Genomic DNA, 18,360 nt, shown 5'->3' with positions numbered 1-18,360 from the left:
GGGCGTTTCCGTGCTGTTTTCGGGGCCCGATCAGCTGAACGCGCGCTTGATCCGCGAGCGCAGCAGCGCGCGCTTCAGGCGTCCTTCGATGGCCGGCGTGTCGAGCGCGACGCGCGTGCCGGCCGGTTCGCCGCGATGCAGGTAGTAGCGGTCGAACGTCGCCTGGGTCATGCCCCATTTGTTGAGGAACTGGCGGCGGCCGTCGTTCTTGACGATCTTGCCCGTGCTTTTCTGCTGGAAGTGGTAGACGAGGCTGTCGCCGGCGCCGATGAAGATCCGGCAGCCAGCGTCCCAGAATTTCATCGAGAAATCGTTGTCGCTGCTCATGCCGGGCGACAGTTCGCTGCTGTAGCCGCCGATCCGGTTCCACCAGTCGCGGTGCACGAGCGTCGGCGGCCAGGTCGAGCCGAGCCAGTCCGCGCGCGCGAGCTTCGGGGCCGCCGCGACGAGGCCCGCCGCATCGAAATGCTCGGCGTCGCGGCCGAAATTGCTGACCACGACGCACGGGTTGCGCGTGTCGACCGGCTCGATCATCGTGCCCGACAGCATGAACAGGTCGGTCGGCATCTGTTCGATGCGGCGCACGAGCGCCGTGTCCCAGCCGGGGCAGCAGAACATGTCGTCGTTCATGTAGACGACGTAGTCGCGGGTCGCGCGCGCGGCGGCCCAGTTCACCGCGTGGCAGATGCCGATGTTGGTCGGCGACGCGGTATGTTCGATGCCTTCGCTGCGCACCCAGTCGAGCGTGCCGTCGGAGCCGTCGTTCACGTGGACGATGATCTGGTGGTCGTACGCGGAGTGGCGGCGCAGGCTGTCGACGACGAGCTTGAGGTACGGCAGATTGTTCCAGGTCGGAATGATGATAGAGAACATGGCGGTCGGATTCGGTGGTCGTCGTGGCGGGCGGCGCGCGGCGCCGCCTGTCGGGCGAGCGGGCACGCGCGGCGCGGGCAACCCGGCATTGTAACGCCGCGCCGGTCGCGTGCCGGGCGGGCGCTCAGCGCGCCCGTTCGTGGCCGAGCTTCAGGAACCGGTAATACACGGTTTCCGCGTTGAACACGGCGATCATGAAGCCGGCGCGGCCGTCGAGGAAGCCGCGCCGCAGCACGTAGGTGCGCACGAACGCCCAGGCGCCGCGCGCGAGCGCCTTGCCGAAGCCGCCGCGCTGGCCGGCCGCGCGGCGCTGGCGCGCGCCGGCTGTCGAATACGCGTCGAGCTTGCGCACGACGGTTTCGAAATCCTCGTACGAGTAGTGCATCAGCTTGCCGGACAGGCGCTGCGCCGCGCCATCGAACACGAGGCGTTCGTGCACGAGGTCGTCCGAGAAGCGCGCGCAGCCGCGCCGGAACAGGCGCGGCACCCAGTCCGGATACCAGCCGCTGTGATGGATCCACTGGCCGCAGAAGCTCGACAGCCGGTCGACCGCATAGACCTGCGCGTTCGGTGCGCGGATCGTGTCGCGGATCGACTGCGCGAGTTCAGGCGTGACGACTTCGTCGGTATCGAGGGACAGGATCCAGTCGGTGTCGAGCGCCTCGAGCGCGCGGTTCTTCTGCGGGCCGAAGCCCGGCCAGTCGCGCTCGACGATCACGCGCGCGCCGTGCGCCTGCGCGATCACGACGGTATCGTCGGTGCTGCCGCCGTCGATGACGACGACGTCGTCGGCGAACGACAGCGCGGCAAGGCACTGCGCAAGCCGCGCGGACGCGTTGAGGGCGATGAGGGCGACGCCGAGGGAGGGTTCAGCCATGAAATCGTCGGAAAGGCGGAGAAAACGGTGAGCGGCAGTATACCCGCGGGCCGGCCGCCGGCCGCGTCGGCCCTGCGTCGGCCCCGTGTCGGCCATGACCGTGCCCGCCGGGGCGGTGCGGCTATAATGTTGAGCCCTTTTCGGCACCCGCCCGACAGGGGCGACCTCCCGGGCGGCCATGCCCGGGCGCCGCTTCGCGGCTCAAGAAGGATTGCCTTGGAAACCCAGAACACTCTTCGCAAACCGATGGACGGCACGGGCACCTCGCCCGTGACGGTCCTCAAGCGCCTGTGGCCGTACATCCGGCCGCTGATCGGCATCGTGGTGCTCGCCGTGATGACGATGGGCGTCGTCGCGGCCACCGAGGCCGGTATCCCGGCGCTGCTCAAGCCGCTCCTCGACCACGGCTTCGGCGCGCACGGCAGCGACCGTGCGAAATGGTACGTGCCTATCGCGGTGATCGGCCTCGCGCTCGTGCGCGGCGTGTCCCAGTACACGTCGAATTACCTGCTCAACTACGTATCGAACCGCATCCTGCTGCAACTGCGGCTCGAGATGTTCCAGCGGATGATCCATACCGGCGCGTCGTTCTTCCAGCGCGAAACCGCGAGCACGGTGATCAACGCGATCGTGTTCGAGGTCAACCAGATCCTGTCGGTGCTGACGGGCGTGATGGTCACGCTGGTGCGCGATTCGCTGACGGTGATCTTCCTGCTCGGCTACCTGTTCTACCTGAACTGGCGGCTCACGCTGATCGTCGCGGTGATCCTGCCGGGCATCGGCTGGCTCGTCAGCAAGATCAACCGCCGCCTGCGCCGCCTGAACCGCGAGCACCAGACGCTGACCAACGAGCTGTCGTACATCGTCGAGGAGACGGTCGGCGGCTACAAGGTCGTCAAGGTGCACAACGGCGAAGCGTACGAGATCGACCGCTTCACGCAGATGAGCAAGCGCCTGCGCGGCTACGCGATGCGCATGACGGTTTCCGGCGGCCTCGCTCAGCCGCTCACGCAGTTCCTCGCGTCGATCGCGCTTGCGGTCGTGATCACGATCGCGGTCGTGCAGTCGTCGAACGACCAGACGACGGTCGGCGGCTTCGTCGCGTTCGTCACATCGATGCTGCTGGTGATCTCGCCGCTCAAGCACCTGATCGACGTCAACCAGCCGCTGCAGCGCGGGATGACGGCCGCCGAGCTGATCTTCGGGCTGATCGACGAGCCGGCCGAGCCGCAGGGCGGCGGCCGGCTGTTGCCGCATGCGCGCGGCGAGATCGAATTCCGCAACGTGTCGTTCGACTACGGCGCGACCGAGCGGCCGACGCTCGACCGCATCTCGTTCAAGGTCGCGCCGGGCGAAATGATTGCGCTCGCGGGGCCGTCCGGCAGCGGCAAGACGACGCTCGTGAACCTGCTGCCGCGCTTCTTCGACCCGACCGACGGCGCAATCCTGGTCGACGGCGTGCCGGTGGCCGACTACGACCTCCACGCGCTGCGCGGCCAGATGGCGATGGTCAGCCAGGACGTCGTACTGTTCAACGACACGATCGCCGCGAACGTCGCGTACGGGCAGACGCCCGACCGCGCGCGCGTGCAGGCCGCGCTCGAGGCCGCGAACCTTGCCGATGCGGTCGCCGCGATGCCCGACGGGCTCGACACGCTCGTCGGCGGCAACGGGATGCGGCTGTCCGGCGGCCAGCGCCAGCGGCTCGCGATCGCGCGTGCGATCTACAAGGACGCACCGATCCTGATTCTCGACGAAGCGACCTCGGCGCTCGACTCGGAATCGGAGCGCCACGTGCAGGCCGCGCTCGAACGGCTGATGGAAGGCCGCACGACGCTCGTGATCGCGCACCGGCTGTCGACGATCGAGCGCGCGGACCGCATCCTCGTGCTCGAGGCCGGCAAGATCGTCGAAGAGGGCAGCCACGACGAATTGCTGCGCCACGGCGGCCTCTACGCGCACCTGCACCGGATCCAGTACCAGCAGCAGGCGGCGTAACGCGCGGTTACGTAGCCGCGCGATACCGTGTGCTAGTCTTCATCGGGCAGTTCGAGTGGTTTCGTTCGACGTGACGACACGGAGGGAACGCACGATGAAGAAGATGCACGGGATGATGCTGGCCGCGGTGATCGCGGCGGGTTTCGCCGCACCGGCCGCGATGGCGCAGGACCACGACAACCACAACGACCACGGCGGCCACGGCATGCAGCGCGGCCACGGCCCGAAACATATGCCGCCCGGCCAGATGCGTCATGAGGACGACGTGCCGCCGCGCTGGGCCGACCAGCCGCGCCGCGAGTGGCACAAGGGTGACCGGCTTCCCCCCGAGTTCCGCGATCGCCAGTACGTGATCGACGACTGGCGCGGCTATCACCTGAGCCCGCCGCCGCGCGGTTATCAATGGGTCGGCGTCGGCGGGGATCACCTGCTGGTGCAGATCGGTTCCGGCATCGTGCTGCGGATCGGCGGCTGACCTTGCCGCTCGCCCGGCGCGTATCGCGATGCCGCGATGCACGCCGGGCAGCCGCGTCACTTTGCCGCTGCGTGGCGGAACCAGCGGCGCTCGATTCTCGACATCACCCAGCACACGCCCAGCGCACACACGGTGCCGAGCGTCACTTCACCGAGCCGCATCAGCGGAACATCCCACAGCGGGCCGTTACCCGGAAACAGCAGCACGATCGTCGCGGTTACGCCGCCGAGCCGTGCCGCGCTGCCGACGTTCAGGCACCAGCAGCAGACGATCACGACCGCGACGGTAATCGCATACGCGACGAGGCGGTCGCCGCCGAGTGCCGCGCCGGCGAAGCCGAGCACGCCGCCGACCATCGCGCCGATGAACTGGTCGCGCGACAGCGACATCGTGTCCGAGTAGTTGTGCTGCGTGACGGCGATCGCGGTGATCGCCGCCCACACGGCCTGCTCGGTATGCATCGCGCGGCCGATCACGTAGGCGAGGCACGCGCTGCACACGGCCTGCAGCGCCATCAGTCCGCCTTGCGCGAGCCGTTCGCTGAATGACAGCCCCTTGAACAGATCGAAGATCGACTGCTGGATCTGCTGGCGGGCTTCGTTGAGTGTCCTGATCGTATCCATCATGCGTTGACCTGGAAGCGGGTAGCGGCGGCGCGCGGGCGTCAGTGCGCCTGTTCGGGCGACGCGGCGGCCGGTTCGTCGGCCGCCGCGTCGCCGTTCTCGACGCGCGTTTCGGGCATCACGAGCCAGACCAGCAGCACGGCCAGCGCGCCGGCGCCCGCGAGCCCGAAGAAGCTGACGGCATTCCCGAAATGATCGGCGACGTAGCCGGCAGCCGCGGTGCTGAGCGTCGCGCCGATCCCGGCCGCGAGCCCGAACAGCCCGATGCACAGGTTGTAGCGTCCCTTGCCGCCCGCGACGTCGGCCGCGATCAGCGGCAGCATCACGCCGAACACGGCGGCGCTGATGCCGTCGAGCATCTGCACCGGCACCAGCAGGTACGGGCTGCTCACGCCGGCGAACAACAGCGCGCGCACCGGCAGCGCGGAGAAGCCGAGCAGCAGGATCGGCCGGCGCCCCCAGCGCTGCGCGGAGCGGCCGACCCACGGCGACAGCATCGCGACGATCGCCTGCGGCACGATGATGCACGCGGCGATCACGAGCTGCACGTTCTCGCCCATCCCGGCCGTGACCTCACCGGCCGCGAGGTTCAGCATCGCCGCGTTCGACAGGTGGAACAGCACGACGCACGCCGCGAAGATCAGCATCCGGCGGTCGCGCAGCAGTTCGAGCAGTGTCTCGCGTTCGCCGGCTTCGTCGTGGTCGTCGGGCTTCGACGATTGCGGGATCACTTCGTGGGTCGGCTGGATCATCGCGAGTGCGAACAGCGCGGGCAACGCCAGCACGGCGGTCAGCCAGAACACCGCACGCGCGGAGAAGTATTCGCCGGTGAGCCCCATCAGGCCCGCCGCGACCGCGCTGCCGATCGATGCCCAGCGCGCGTTGCGGCCGAGCCGGTCACCGAGGTCGGCGCGGCCGACGAGCGAGAACGAGATCGCGGCCATCGCCGGCACGAGCATGCAGCTCGCGAAACCGTGGAACACCTCGGCGGCGATCACCGGCACGATCGTCGGGCTCGACGCGAGCAGCACCGCGGACAGGATGATGGCCGCGATCGCCCACGCGGCCGCGCCTTTCTTGTTCTTCAGCGCATCGACGGCCGCGCCGCCCGGCACCTGGCTGACCATCGCGCTGATCGTGCCGATCGACAGCACCATACCGATCTCGCCCTGCGTCCACTTGTGCGACGCGAGGTAGGACGCGATGAACGGACCGAACCCTGTTTGAACGTTTGCAACGAAGAAGTTGAGCCAGTCGAGGGACCGGAGACTGCGTACGCTGACGGAATGCTTGATCGTCATCGGGTCGCACTCGCAGACGAAGCCGGTGCCGGGGCAACGGGCGGGTAGACCGCGACGATCGGCTTGTCGGCCGCGTAGGGCGGCGACGCCTTGATCTGTGCGTCGTTCAGGTCGAGCTGCGGACGCAGCGCCTTGTCGCGCGTGACGAAGCGCAGCGCGCCCCAGCTCGCGGCGATCGAACGGCGGTCGGTATTGACGAGCCCGCCGAGGTCGAGCACGACAGCCTGCGGCTGCGACGCGCGGTCGATCAGCACGTCGACGATGCGGCCGATCTTCGTGCCGTTCGGGCGCTCGACGTCGCTGTCGAGCAATGGCAGGCGCGTCGCGGGCGAGGCCGCGGCCGAACCCGACAGCGGCACGGCCTTGGGCCGCGCTGCCGGCGGCAGGTCGCCCGACGGCACGTCGAGCACGATCGGCTCCTGTTTGCCGCCCGGCGTGAAGCGGAACACGTTCCACGGGAAGATGACCTTGCGGTCGCCGACGCCCATGAAGCCCTGCAGGTTGACGACCATCTCGCGCGGCTTGCCGCTCGCGTCGGTCACCATGTCGACCGCGCGGCCGATCACCTTGCCGTTGCGGCGCGCGACTTCGCTGTCGAGCAGCGCATGGATCTGCGTGCGGTCGAGCGGGCGCGTCGCGACGATCGGCGCGGGCGGAGGCGGCGGTGGAGTCGGCGATTCGGGGCGCTGCACGGGCTTCGGCCGCGTGACTTCGCGGTGCGGCTTTTTCGGCGCTTCCGGCCCTTCCGGCTGCGTCGGCGCCGGCACGGGCGGCATCGTCAGCGGTTCGCCGGCGGTTTCCTGGATGGGCTCGACGAGCGCCTCGCTGATCGGCGCGGGCGGATTCTGGACCGGCAGCAGCCCGCAGCCGGACAGCAGCGCGGCGGCGGCGAGAATCAGGAAGACCGTCGAGGACGGCAACGACTTGCGGGATGCGGGAAACGGAAGTCCGCCGCTCATTGACACTCACTCCATGGGTCGGGGGGCGGCCCGAGGGCACGCGGCTGGCGATGGATGGCGGGTGCGGGCGGCGCACCACGCGAGGGGAGATTTTAACGTGTCTTCCTTTCAGGGCCGATTTCGACGGCTTGCTGGAGGCGGACTGTCGGGAAAAGGTAGGGATCGGCGGCGGTCGCGTCGCGGTGGGGCGACGGGGAAGCGACCGGGCGAGGGGCCGTGCGCATGGGTGCCGGCCCGGCCTGCCGCCGTCATGGCGGGCAGGCGCGGGCGCTGCATGAATGCAGGGGGAAACCGGGCGTCAGGCTTCCGGGTACCACGCGTCGGAGAATTCGCTGACCTGCACGTCGGTCAGTTCCGGACGGGCGGCGAGCCAACCGCGCACGAGTTCGCGATCGGCGTCGGTCGTCGTGCCGCGCGGTGCGCCGGAGATCACGTACGCGCCGATGCCTTCGTCGGCCGACGCGACGGTCAGCAGACCGTTCGCTTCGACGAAGTCGATGAACGCGTCGATCAGCTGGCCGCGTTCGAGGTCGGTCAGTTCGTTGCGGTAGTGCGCGGTTGCGTTGAACGCGAGTTCCTGGAATTCGCCGATGTGGAGTTTCTTGCGCTGGCGGCGGTTGTGGCCTTGGCTCATGGTGTGTGGTGAGTGAATGAGAGGGGAATGGATCGTGCGGCCGGCGGCGGCAGCGAAAGGATGACGCATGGCGCCGTCTCGATCGCGTGTCATCGCGGAGGCGATCGTGAAACCATTCGTGAACATTGACGCGATGGGCGTTTCGTGATGCGGCTTGGCCCGGCGGCTCATCGCGCGCATGACCGAATGATACAGGGACGGCGGGCTGCCTCGGCTTTGCGATGGTCGCGGCTACTCGAACGACAACGAGGGTCGCATGTCGGACGATCGCAATGCGTTCATTGGACGTATCGATCTCGAGGCGGCGACCTGTTTTTCCGGTGTTCTGAAATGCCGACCGATACGTGGGAAAAGCCGGCCGCATTCACGCGCGAAGAACTGGGTCGCCCGTTGTTCGGCGGCGAACTGAAGATCGCTCCGTCGTCACGCCTCGAAGAGGATCTGTATGTGACCGGAATCGACGCAATCGAATTCATCGACAAGTGGGCCGAAACGTTTGGTGTGCCGGCCGGCGATTTTCCCTGCGGCCGCTATTTCGGCCCGGAGGAACAGGATAGGGTGACGACGTTTCTCGCGATGTTTTCCGAGCGTTATCGCAAACCACCGCGCGTGTCGTTGACGCTCGGCATGCTGGAAGAAGCGATGCGGCTCGGCCGTTGGGACAGCAATGCGATCGAGCCGGCCGCAACGCTAACCGCTCACACGAAATAACCGGACTCGAACGGCCGTTACATCAGCACGATGTCGTATTGCTCCTGGCTCAAATTCGACTCCACCTGCAGCGACACCGGCTTGCCGATGAAGTCGATCAGCATCGCGAGATGTTGCGATTCCTCATCGAGGAACAGGTCGATCACCTGCTGCGCGGCGATCACGCGGAATTCGCGCGGGTTGAATTGCCGTGACTCACGCAGGATTTCGCGCAGGATGTCGTAGCACACGGTACGTGACGTTTTCACCTGGCCCTTGCCCTGGCAGGTCGGGCACGGTTCGCACAGCACGTGCGCGAGCGATTCGCGCGTGCGCTTGCGCGTCATCTCGACGAGCCCGAGCTGCGAGAAGCCGTTGACCGTCACGCGCGTACGATCTCGCGACAGCGCCTTCTTCAGCTCGGACAGCACCGCGTCGCGATGCTCGGCGTTCTCCATGTCGATGAAGTCGATGATGATGATCCCGCCGAGGTTGCGCAGCCGCAGCTGCCGCGCGATCGTGTGCGCGGCCTCGAGGTTGGTCTTGAAGATCGTGTCGTCGAAGTTGCGCGCACCGACGTAACCGCCCGTGTTCACGTCGATCGTCGTCATCGCCTCGGTCTGGTCGATCATCAGGTAGCCGCCCGACTTCAGGTCGACACGGCGCGACAGTGCGCGCTGGATCTCCGTCTCGATGTTGTACAGGTCGAACAGCGGCCGTTCACCCGTGTAGTGGTGCAGCTTCGGGCTCACGGCCGGCGTGAACTCGGCCGCGAATTCGGACAGGCGCTGGTAGGTCTCGCGCGAATCGACCTGGATGCGCGTCGTGTCGTCGTTCGCGAAATCGCGCAGCACGCGCTGCGCGAGGTCGAGATCCTGGTACAGCAGGCTCGTCGCCGGCAGCCGCTGCGCCTGCCCGACGATCGTCGCCCACGTCTTGCGCAGGTACGTGACGTCGCCGGCGAGTTCGTCGGAGGTCGCATCCTCGGCGATCGTGCGCACGATGTAGCCGCCTTTCTCGTCCGGCGGGATCACGGCGGTCAGCCGCGCACGCACGGCTTCGCGCTCGGCCTCGCTCTCGATCTTCTGCGAGATGCCGATATGCGGCTCCTGCGGCAGGTAGACGAGCGTGCGGCCCGCGATGCTGACCTGCGTCGACAGCCGGGCGCCTTTCGTGCCGATCGGATCCTTGATCACCTGGACCATCAGCGTCTGGCCCTCGAACACGGTCTTTTCGATCGGCTGGTGCGGCGTGCCCGACTGCGGCTCGCCCGCGAGGCGCGGATGCCAGATGTCGGCGACGTGCAGGAACGCCGCGCGCTCGAGGCCGATGTCGATGAATGCCGACTGCATGCCGGGCAGCACGCGCACGACCTTGCCGAGATAGATGTTGCCGACCCGCCCGCGCGACAGCGTGCGCTCGACGTGAAGCTCCTGCACCGCGCCTTGCTGGACGAGTGCGACCCGCGTTTCCTGCGGCGTGAGGTTGATCAGGATTTCTTCGTTCATGGTGGGATTCAGAAGGCGACACGCGCGGCGCGCAACAGCGCCGCGGTCTCAAAAAGGGGCAGACCCATGATACCTGAATGGGAACCGTCGATTCGCTCGATGAACTCGGCGGCGCGCCCCTGGATCGCGTACGCGCCGGCCTTGCCGAACGGCTCGCCCGATTCGACGTAGCGTGCATACGCATCGCGCGACGCGGCCGCGAAGCGCACCGACGAGCGCGACAGCGCGGGCGGCAGCAGTTGGCCGTCGGCATCGATCACGGCGACGGCCGTCAGCACTTCGTGTTCGCGGCCCGCGAGGCGGGTGAGCATCGCGAGCGCGTCGTCGGCGTCGGCCGGCTTGCCGAGGATCGCGCCGTCGATCGTGACGGTCGTATCGGCGACCAGCACCGGCGAAGCCGGCTTGCCGCTCGCGACGAGGCGCGCACGCGCGGCCTCGGCCTTGGCGACGGTCACGCGCCGCACGTAGGCATCGGCGGCTTCGCCGGGCAGTTCGGCCTCGAGCGCTTCGGCGTCCTCGTCGGGGCGCGGCAGCAGCAGCTCGAAGCGTACGCCGATCTGCTGCAGCAGCTCCTGGCGGCGCGGGCTTTGTGAAGCGAGGTAAAGGGTCGGGAAAAGTGCGGGGGACGTGCTGGACGGCATGGTGTCGTTATCTCGGTGAGCGCGCGAGGCGCGCGTCTCGAGGACGACACGTCATGCGCGGTGGTAGGGGTGATTCTGCGTGATGCTCCACGCCCGGTAAAGCTGTTCGGCGAGCAGCACGCGCACCATCCCGTGCGGCAGCGTCATGCTCGAGATGCGCAGCAGCACGTCGGCACGCGCTTTCAGTTCCGGATCGAGCCCGTCGGCACCGCCGATCACGAACGCGACGTCGCGGCCGTCCTGCTGCCAGCCGGGCAGCGCCTGCGCGAGCTGCATCGTGGTCCAGTCGCGGCCGCGCTCGTCGAGCGCGACGAGGCGCGCGCCCTTCGGCAACGCGGCCTCGATCTTCTGCCGCTCGGCCGCCATCACGCTCTCGGCGCTGCGGCCGCCCGAACGCAGTTCGGGCTTGATCTCGCGCAACTCGATGCGCAGTTCCGGCGGCATCCGCTTCGTGTATTCGTCGAAGCCGGACGCGATCCAGCCCGGCATCTTGTGGCCGACCGCAAGAATGAAAAGCTTCATCGGGAGACGCGTAACGACTCGGGGCTCAACGGCGGCGGGCGGCCGTCTTGCGCGCCGGGCGTGCGGGCGCGGCTTCTTCCTCGTCCTCGTCGCCTTCGCTGGCCGTGGCGAAGCCGTTCCCCTTGCCGCCGCCGAGCTTCATCCGCACGGGCTTGTCGCCCCAGATTTCCTCGAGGTTGTAGTACTGGCGCAGGGCCGGCTGCAGGATGTGCACGACCGCGTCGCCGCAGTCGACGAGCACCCATTCGCCGGTGTCTTCGCCTTCGGAGCTGACGATGTCGCCGCCGGCTTCCTTGACCTTGTCACGCACGCTCGACGCGAGGGCCTTGGTCTGGCGGTTGGAGGTGCCCGAAGCGACGACCACGCGGTCGAACAGTTCGGTCAGGTGGCTGGTGTTGAACACCTTGATGTCTTGCGCCTTGACGTCTTCGAGGGCGTCGACGATCACGCGCTGCAGTTTGCGAATATCCATGGATTCAGGAATGGTAGAGGCGATGTTGAAGAATATAGGCCCATACGGCGGCCGGCACATGCTCGGCCGATGCGTCGGGCATTTGCGCATGGCGCGCGATGCATTCGCGCAGGTGTGCGCGGATGTCGGTCGCGGCGATGTCGAACGAAAGGGTCGTATCGATCAGCAGGTGCCCGCCCGGCGTGGCCTTCAGCACGTCGGCGCCGGCCTGCCGCGCTGCGATTTCCCGCGCGACGTCCGGCGGCGCCGCGCCGAGATCGAAGCCCGGGCGCGTCGACACGCAGATGTGCGCGTAGTCGAACAGCGTGCGCCAGTCGCGCCACGTGTCGAGGCGCACGAGCTGGTCGGCGCCGATCAGCAGCGACAGCGACGCGTCCGGGCCGATCCGCGCGCGCCAGCGCGCGAGCGTCTCGACCGTGTAGGTCGGGCCGGCGTGCTCGATCTCGTCGGTGGCGACGGTCACGGTCACGCCCGGCAGGGACAGCGAGCCGGCGGCCGCGCGGGTCATCGCGAGCCGATGCTCGGCGGCCGACACGTCGCGTTTCTGGTACGGCTGCCCGGCGGGCAGCAGCACGAGTTCGGTCAGGCCGAGCAGCCCGGCGAACCGGCGCGCGAGCGCGAGATGGCCGTCGTGGATCGGGTCGAAAGTGCCGCCCAGCAGGCCGATACGACGCGGCAGCGGGGCGGGGCGGGCGATGGTGTCCAGAAAAACGTGTCCTGTTCTTGGGGCGGCGGGGCGCGGCGGGCTCAGACCCAGTCGCGCGGCACGAGGAACTCGCTCAGGCGCGCTTCCGGCGAGCCCGGCTCGGGCTGCCAGTTGTAGCGCCAGTTCGCGACCGGCGGCATCGACATCAGGATCGATTCGGTCCGGCCGCCGCTTTGCAGGCCGAACAGCGTGCCGCGGTCGAACACGAGGTTGAATTCGACGTAGCGGCCGCGCCGGTAAGCCTGGAAGTCGCGTTCGCGCTCGCCGTATGGCAGCGTGGCACGACGCTCGACGATCGGCAGGTAGGCGTTCAGGAACGCGTCGCCGACGCCTTGCATCATCTCAAACGAGCGTTCGAATCCGGGCTCGGAGAAATCGTCGAAGAAGATCCCGCCGACACCGCGCGTCTCGTTGCGGTGCTTCAGGAAGAAATACTCGTCGCACCACGCCTTGAAACGCGGATAAAGCTCGGCGCCGAACGGATCGAGCGCGTCCTTGCAGGTCTGGTGGAAATGCCGCGCGTCGTCCTCGAACGGATAAACCGGTGTCAGATCCATCCCGCCGCCGAACCAGAAGACCGGCGCCTCGCCGGGTTTCGTCGCGATCAGCATCCGCACGTTCATGTGCACGGTCGGGCAGTACGGATTGCGCGGGTGCAGCACCAGCGACACGCCGAGCGCCTCGAAGCCGCGGCCGGCCAGCTGCGGACGCGCGGCGCTCGCCGACGGCGGCAGCGCGTCGCCCGCGACGTCGGAAAAACCGATCCCCGCGCGCTCGAACACGCGGCCGCCTTCGAGAATCCGCGTGCAGCCGCCGCCGCGCAGGCGCTCTTGCGGCCCGCGCTGCCACGCATCGGTCGCGAGCGGCGTGCCGTCGAGCGCGCCGAGCGCGTCGGCGATGCGTGTCTGCAGGCCCTGGAGGTACGTGCGCACGCGCGTCACGTCGTAGGTCGAATCGGTCATGTCTGGACTGGGTGCCCCCGTGCGAAGCGGGGGCCGTAAAAAAGGCATCTGCCGGGCATTCTATCGAACCCCGGCAGAGGACCCGCCGCCGCGCGAGGGCGGGGCGGCGGTTGCAACGTTACGCGCTCTTGCGGTTGAGCGCGCGGAAGCCGATGTCGCGGCGGTACTGCATGCCTTCGAAATTGATCTGGTTGATCGTGTCGTACGCATGCTGCTGCGCTTCGCGCACCGAATCGGCGAGGCCGACCACGCACAGCACGCGGCCGCCGGACGTCGTCAGCTTGTCGCCGTCGAGCGTCGTGCCCGCATGGAACGTGACCGCCTGTTCGGTCTCGGCCGGGATCCCGTTGATGCGGTCGCCCTTGCGCGGCGCGTCCGGATAACCGTGCGCGGCCAGCACGACGCCGAGCGCGGTGCGGCGGTCCCAGTCGAGCTCGACCGTGTCGAGCGTACCCGCGATCGCCTGCTCGACGACCTTCGAGAAATCGCTCTTCAGGCGCGCCATGATCGGCTGCGTTTCCGGGTCGCCCATCCGGCAGTTGAACTCGAGCGTGCGCGGATTGCCTTCCTTGTCGATCATCAGGCCCGCATACAGGAAGCCCGTGAAGCGGATGCCGTCCTTCTCCATCCCGCGCACGGTCGGCATGATGATCTCGCGCATCACGCGTGCGTGCATCTGCGGCGTGACGATCGGCGCGGGCGAATACGCGCCCATGCCGCCGGTGTTCGGGCCGCGATCCTCGTCGAGCAGGCGCTTGTGGTCCTGGCTGGAAGCCAGCGCCAGCGCGTGCTTGCCGTCGACCATCACGATGAAGCTGGCTTCCTCGCCGTCGAGGAATTCCTCGATCACGACGCGCGCGCCGGCGTCGCCCAGCTTGTTGCCCGACAGCATCATGTCGACGGCCTGATGCGCTTCTTCCAGCGTCATCGCGACGACGACACCCTTGCCGGCCGCGAGGCCGTCGGCCTTCACGACGATCGGGGCACCCTTCGCGTCGATGTACGCGTGCGCGGCGGCCACGTCGGAGAACGTTTCGTACTCGGCGGTCGGGATGCCGTGGCGCTTCATGAACGCCTTCGCGAAATCCTTCGAGCTTTCGAGCTGCGCGGCTTCGCGGGTCGGGCCGAAGACCTTCAGGCCGCGTGCGCGGAACAGGTTGACGATACCGGCCGCGAGCGGCGCTTCCGGCCCGACGAGCGTGAACGCGACGCCTTCGCTTTCCGCGAAATCGGCGAGTTCGTCGAGCGCCGTGATGTCGACGTTCTTCAGACGCTCGTCCTGTGCCGTGCCGCCATTGCCGGGCGCGACGTAGACCATCTGGACGCGCGGCGACTGCGCGAGCTTCCACGCCAGCGCATGTTCGCGGCCGCCGGAACCGACGACGAGTAGTTTCATGGGATTCCCCGCAGACTAGAAAACAGGGCGGCCGGCACGCTCAGGCGCGCCGGCCGCGGATTCGATCGGGCCGCCGCCGCAACGCGTGCGCGGCGGCCGGCATCTCATTCCTCGACGATGACGGCGTTCGTATACACGTCCTGCACGTCGTCGAGGTTCTCGAGCGCGTCCAGGAGCTTCTGCATCTTCGCTGCGTCGTCGCCGGTGAATTCGACTTCGTTCTGCGGCTTCATCGTCACTTCGGCGAGTTCGGCCTTGAAGCCGCCGGCTTCGAGCGCGTCCTTCACCGCCGAGAATGCCTGCCAGTCGCACAGCACTTCGATCGAGCCGTCGTCGTTCGTGTTCACGTCGTTCGCGCCGGCTTCGAGCGCGGCTTCCATCAGCGCGTCTTCCGACGTGCCGGGGGCGAACAGGAACTGGCCGACGTGATCGAACATGAACGCGACCGAGCCGTCGGTGCCCATGTTGCCGCCGAACTTCGAGAACGCGTGGCGGACTTCCGCGACCGTGCGGGTGCGGTTGTCGGTCAGCGTGTCGACGATGATCGCCGCGCCGCTGATGCCGTAGCCTTCGTAACGGATTTCCTCGTAGTTCGCGCCGTCCGCGCCGCCGACGCCGCGATCGATCGCGCGCTTGACGTTGTCCTTCGGCATGTTCGCGTCGGCCGCCTTGTCGACCGCCAGACGCAGGCGCGGGTTCGAGTTGACGTCGCCGCCGCCGAGGCGCGCCGCGACCTGGATTTCCTTGATCAGGCGGGTCCAGATCTTGCCGCGCTTCGCGTCGGCCGCTGCCTTCTTATGCTTGATGTTGGCCCATTTCGAATGACCAGCCATACCTTTCTCCGTGCCCGGGCGCGCAGCGCGGGCGATTGTTTCAATGTGTCGTTGAGTCGGCGGCCGTGTCGGCGGGCATGAAGCCGCGGGGCCGCGCGTGTCGAGTGGATCGGGATTTTATCACGCGGCGACCGCCGGATCGGGGCCGCCGCGCATGGCCGAACGGCCGGGTGGGCCGCCGCGAGCCGGGCCGCGCGCCGCGCGGCCGTGCCGGGGCTCAGTTCTTGGTGCCGAACAGGCGGTCGCCCGCGTCGCCCAGGCCGGGCACGATGTACGCGTGCTCGTTCAGGTGCGAATCGAGCGACGCGACGAACAGCTTCACGTCGGGGTGCGCGTCCTGGAACACCTGCACGCCTTCGGGCGCGGCCACCAGTGCGACGAACATGATGTTCGCGGCCGGCACGTTGCGGCGTTTCAGCACGTCGACCGCGTGCACGGCCGAGTAGCCGGTCGCGACCATCGGGTCGCACAGGATGAAGATGCGGTCTTCCAGATCCGGCAGGCGTACCAGGTATTCGACCGGGCGATGGTCGTCGGCGCGGTACACGCCGATATGGCCGACGCGCGCGGAGGGCACCAGGTCGAGCAGGCCGTCCGACATCCCGATGCCCGCGCGCAGCACCGGCACGATCGCCAGTTTCTTGCCCGCGATCACCGGCGCGTCGACCTCGACGAGCGGGGTTTCGACCCGCTTGGTGGTAATCGGCAGGTTGCGGGTGATCTCGTAACCCATCAGCAGCGTGATTTCGCGCAGCAGCTCGCGGAACGTGCGGGTGGACGTGTCCTTGTCGCGCATGTGCGTGAGCTTGTGCTGGATCAGCGGGTGATCGGTGATGAAGAGATTCGGGAAACGGCTGTCCTGTTTCATGACGGGGGGTGCCTTGGCGGCAAAAGAGGATCGGGGGCGGGGGCGGGCGCAAGCCGGCCGCGCGCTTATGTCCGCAATTTTACCAAGGCGCGCCGCATGATCCGGATAATATCGACGTCTCACGACAATCCGCGCGCCTGCGCCCGCCCGTTCGCCCGCCTGGCCCGCCCGTGGTCCGGGCGCCGAAGCGGCCGGGGCCGCGCCGGCGCGTGTCGCCACCAAGGAATCGACGATGGATCTCGGCATCGAAGGAAAGACCGCGCTCGTGTGCGCGGCAAGCAAGGGGCTCGGTCGCGGCTGCGCGGAAGCGCTGGCCGCGGAGGGCGTGAACCTCGTGATCGTCGCGCGCACGCGCGACACGCTGGAGGAAACCGCGGAGGAGATCCGCGCCGGCGCGAACGTGTCGGTGACCGCGGTCGCCTGCGACATCACGACGCCGGACGGGCGTGCGGCCGCGCTCGCCGCGTGCCCGCAGCCGGACATTCTCGTGACGAATGCGGGCGGCCCACCGCCCGGCGACTTCCGCGACTTCTCGCACGACGACTGGATCCGTGCGCTCGAATCGAACATGCTGACGCCGATCGAGCTGATCCGCGCGACCCTCGACGGGATGATCGCGCGCCGCTTCGGCCGGATCGTCAACATCACCAGTTCGGCCGTGAAGGCGCCGATCGACGTACTCGCGCTGTCGAACGGCGCGCGCTCGGGGCTGACCGGCTTCGTCGCGGGGCTGTCGCGCAAGGTCGCGGGGCAGGGCGTGACGATCAACAACCTGCTGCCGGGCCTGTTCGACACCGACCGGATCGCGACCACGCTCACCGCGTCGGCGAAGGCGCAGGGCGTGACGGTCGACGAGATGCGCGCGCGGCGCACGAAGGAGATCCCGGCCGGCCGCCTCGGCACGCGCGCAGAGTTCGGCGCGGCGTGCGCGTTCCTGTGCAGCGTGCATGCCGGCTACATCACCGGGCAGAACTGGCTGCTCGACGGCGGCGCGTATCCGGGCACGTTCTGACGCGCGTGTCCCGAATCACGATCACGACAACAACCGAACGACGAAGGAACCGGAGATGAGCAAAACCCGCATCGCCTTGATTGCGCACGACGCGAAGAAGGACGAGATCGTCGCGCTCGCGGGCGAATACCGCGCGACGCTCGCGCAATGCCGGCTGGTCGCGACCGGCACGACGGGCGGCCGCATCGCGGACGCGCACGGGCTGGAGGTCGAGCGCAAGCTGTCGGGGCCGCTCGGCGGCGACCTGCAGATCGGCGCGGAACTGGCGGACGGCCGCGTGGACATCGTCGTGTTCCTGCGCGACCCGATGACCGCGCAGCCGCACGATCCCGACATCACCGCGCTCGTGCGCGCGTGCGACGTGCACGACGTGCCGGTCGCGACCAACGTCGCGACGGCGCGGATGCTGCTCGACGATCTGGCGCGGAACATGCAGGACGTTTGCTAGGGCGCGTCCGCACTCGTCTGGTTTGAATTGGGCTTTAGAGAGAGCTAACCGAAGCGCAATGCAAGCGGGTTGAACATCTCCTGCCGATTAAGCTAGGCAATGTGAGCCTGACGAGCGCCGGAAGCTCAACGCGATCCTTTATGGGACTGAGCACGGCTGCATGGTGCGCGGTTTGCCTTCGCGTTTTTGGCCGGTAGCACACGGTCTCCATGCGCGTGAATCACTGATTGAGGAGTGGCAAGTTGAACCGGGTGTTCACCAAATTGCCACGCGCACAACGACGACATAACTGGCTGGCCATCCCCGATGGACTCCCATCGGGCATATTCATTCCGGTTGCTGACACAGCGTAGGTCGTTCGCCAATCCAACGAGGGTATTTGCCTTCTGTTTCGTATCCCAGCTCATTTTCGAATTCATCCCATAGACACGAATATCGCGGTGGTCAACCATCGCGACTGGATGCCAATCGCGTGTTGCTAGGCGCCACCGATGACATCTGACGGATGGCGGCTGCATTCCTTGCCGGTGTGAGTTATTGGCACGAGGAGGGACGCTCTGTT

Annotated in this window: 20 protein-coding genes; 5 read left to right on the top strand and 15 right to left on the bottom strand. The window is 67.8% G+C overall.

The features are described 5' to 3' along the window. Positions 1–30 precede the first annotated feature (30 nt). Together APZ15_RS16895 and APZ15_RS16890 are read right to left on the bottom strand one after the other, a co-directional pair. The gene (locus APZ15_RS16895; protein WP_027786823.1) at positions 31–873 is read right to left on the bottom strand and encodes a glycosyltransferase family 2 protein; all 843 of its coding nucleotides are present in this window, start codon (positions 871–873) and stop codon (positions 31–33) included. Between the two features lie 124 nt (positions 874–997). Beyond that, on the bottom strand, positions 998–1,750 hold the full coding sequence (locus APZ15_RS16890) for a glycosyltransferase family 2 protein (RefSeq protein ID WP_027786824.1): 753 nt from the start codon (positions 1,748–1,750) through the stop codon (positions 998–1,000). 246 nt (positions 1,751–1,996) lie between these two features. On the opposite strand from APZ15_RS16890, the gene msbA reads away from it, so the two are divergent. Both msbA and APZ15_RS16880 read left to right on the top strand, forming a co-directional pair. Next, positions 1,997–3,748: a lipid A export permease/ATP-binding protein MsbA gene (gene msbA / locus APZ15_RS16885; RefSeq protein ID WP_034195746.1), complete on the top strand. Its 1,752-nt coding sequence runs from the start codon at positions 1,997–1,999 to the stop codon at positions 3,746–3,748. A 94-nt stretch (positions 3,749–3,842) separates the two neighbouring features. Then, positions 3,843–4,223 (top strand): RcnB family protein, encoded by a 381-nt coding sequence (locus tag APZ15_RS16880; protein ID WP_027786825.1) that lies wholly within the window; start codon positions 3,843–3,845, stop codon positions 4,221–4,223. Positions 4,224–4,279: 56 nt separating this feature from the next. On the opposite strand, the gene APZ15_RS16875 is transcribed toward APZ15_RS16880, so the two are convergent. The 4 genes from APZ15_RS16875 to APZ15_RS16860 all read right to left on the bottom strand — a co-directional run bounded on the left by APZ15_RS16875 (position 4,280) and on the right by APZ15_RS16860 (position 7,740). Continuing rightward, on the bottom strand, positions 4,280–4,846 hold the full coding sequence (locus APZ15_RS16875) for an FUSC family protein (RefSeq protein ID WP_027786826.1): 567 nt from the start codon (positions 4,844–4,846) through the stop codon (positions 4,280–4,282). Positions 4,847–4,887: 41 nt separating this feature from the next. Further along, positions 4,888–6,147 (bottom strand): MFS transporter, encoded by a 1,260-nt coding sequence (locus APZ15_RS16870; RefSeq protein WP_027786827.1) that lies wholly within the window; start codon positions 6,145–6,147, stop codon positions 4,888–4,890. Further along, on the bottom strand, positions 6,144–7,106 hold the full coding sequence (locus APZ15_RS16865) for a PRC-barrel domain-containing protein (protein WP_027786828.1): 963 nt from the start codon (positions 7,104–7,106) through the stop codon (positions 6,144–6,146). The genes APZ15_RS16870 and APZ15_RS16865 overlap by 4 nt, the downstream gene beginning before the upstream one ends. A 298-nt stretch (positions 7,107–7,404) precedes the next feature. After that, positions 7,405–7,740 (bottom strand): YggL 50S ribosome-binding family protein, encoded by a 336-nt coding sequence (locus tag APZ15_RS16860; protein WP_027786829.1) that lies wholly within the window; start codon positions 7,738–7,740, stop codon positions 7,405–7,407. Between the two features lie 330 nt (positions 7,741–8,070). Between APZ15_RS16860 and APZ15_RS16855 the strand changes: the two genes are divergently transcribed. Next, positions 8,071–8,451: a DUF1493 family protein gene (locus APZ15_RS16855; RefSeq protein WP_027786830.1), complete on the top strand. Its 381-nt coding sequence runs from the start codon at positions 8,071–8,073 to the stop codon at positions 8,449–8,451. Between the two features lie 17 nt (positions 8,452–8,468). Here the strand turns inward: APZ15_RS16855 and rng are convergent, their stop codons facing one another. The 9 genes from rng to upp all read right to left on the bottom strand — a co-directional run bounded on the left by rng (position 8,469) and on the right by upp (position 16,338). After that, on the bottom strand, positions 8,469–9,938 hold the full coding sequence (gene rng / locus APZ15_RS16850; protein ID WP_021161094.1) for a ribonuclease G: 1,470 nt from the start codon (positions 9,936–9,938) through the stop codon (positions 8,469–8,471). A gap of 8 nt (positions 9,939–9,946) precedes the next feature. Continuing rightward, positions 9,947–10,579: a Maf family protein gene (locus APZ15_RS16845; RefSeq protein ID WP_027786831.1), complete on the bottom strand. Its 633-nt coding sequence runs from the start codon at positions 10,577–10,579 to the stop codon at positions 9,947–9,949. A 51-nt stretch (positions 10,580–10,630) separates the two neighbouring features. After that, complete coding sequence (rlmH, locus tag APZ15_RS16840; RefSeq protein WP_006484265.1) at positions 10,631–11,101, bottom strand: 23S rRNA (pseudouridine(1915)-N(3))-methyltransferase RlmH; 471 nt, start codon at positions 11,099–11,101, stop codon at positions 10,631–10,633. A gap of 25 nt (positions 11,102–11,126) precedes the next feature. Then, the gene (gene rsfS, locus APZ15_RS16835; RefSeq protein ID WP_027786832.1) at positions 11,127–11,573 is read right to left on the bottom strand and encodes a ribosome silencing factor; all 447 of its coding nucleotides are present in this window, start codon (positions 11,571–11,573) and stop codon (positions 11,127–11,129) included. A 4-nt stretch (positions 11,574–11,577) separates the two neighbouring features. Further along, positions 11,578–12,279 carry a nicotinate-nucleotide adenylyltransferase gene (locus APZ15_RS16830; RefSeq protein WP_060193461.1) on the bottom strand — a complete coding sequence of 234 codons (702 nt, stop codon included), beginning with the start codon at positions 12,277–12,279 and terminating at the stop codon, positions 11,578–11,580. A 41-nt stretch (positions 12,280–12,320) separates the two neighbouring features. After that, positions 12,321–13,241 carry an oxygen-dependent coproporphyrinogen oxidase gene (gene hemF, locus APZ15_RS16825; RefSeq protein WP_027786834.1) on the bottom strand — a complete coding sequence of 307 codons (921 nt, stop codon included), beginning with the start codon at positions 13,239–13,241 and terminating at the stop codon, positions 12,321–12,323. A gap of 118 nt (positions 13,242–13,359) precedes the next feature. Beyond that, the gene (gene purD / locus APZ15_RS16820) at positions 13,360–14,637 is read right to left on the bottom strand and encodes a phosphoribosylamine--glycine ligase (RefSeq protein ID WP_021161100.1); all 1,278 of its coding nucleotides are present in this window, start codon (positions 14,635–14,637) and stop codon (positions 13,360–13,362) included. A gap of 104 nt (positions 14,638–14,741) precedes the next feature. Beyond that, positions 14,742–15,470 carry a YebC/PmpR family DNA-binding transcriptional regulator gene (locus APZ15_RS16815; RefSeq protein WP_011352741.1) on the bottom strand — a complete coding sequence of 243 codons (729 nt, stop codon included), beginning with the start codon at positions 15,468–15,470 and terminating at the stop codon, positions 14,742–14,744. 217 nt (positions 15,471–15,687) lie between these two features. Then, the gene (gene upp / locus APZ15_RS16810; protein WP_011352740.1) at positions 15,688–16,338 is read right to left on the bottom strand and encodes a uracil phosphoribosyltransferase; all 651 of its coding nucleotides are present in this window, start codon (positions 16,336–16,338) and stop codon (positions 15,688–15,690) included. 232 nt (positions 16,339–16,570) lie between these two features. Here upp and APZ15_RS16805 point away from each other — a divergent pair, with 232 nt between their 5' ends. Then, on the top strand, positions 16,571–17,350 hold the full coding sequence (locus tag APZ15_RS16805; RefSeq protein ID WP_027786835.1) for an SDR family oxidoreductase: 780 nt from the start codon (positions 16,571–16,573) through the stop codon (positions 17,348–17,350). Positions 17,351–17,405: 55 nt separating this feature from the next. Further along, complete coding sequence (locus APZ15_RS16800; protein ID WP_027786836.1) at positions 17,406–17,798, top strand: methylglyoxal synthase; 393 nt, start codon at positions 17,406–17,408, stop codon at positions 17,796–17,798. The last annotated feature ends 562 nt before the right edge of the window (positions 17,799–18,360 follow it).

This window comes from Burkholderia cepacia ATCC 25416, from assembly GCF_001411495.1.
Classification (GTDB): domain Bacteria; phylum Pseudomonadota; class Gammaproteobacteria; order Burkholderiales; family Burkholderiaceae; genus Burkholderia; species Burkholderia cepacia.
The sequence above is the reverse complement of the archived record's forward strand: the minus strand, read 5'-3'. Positions and strand labels throughout refer to the sequence as shown.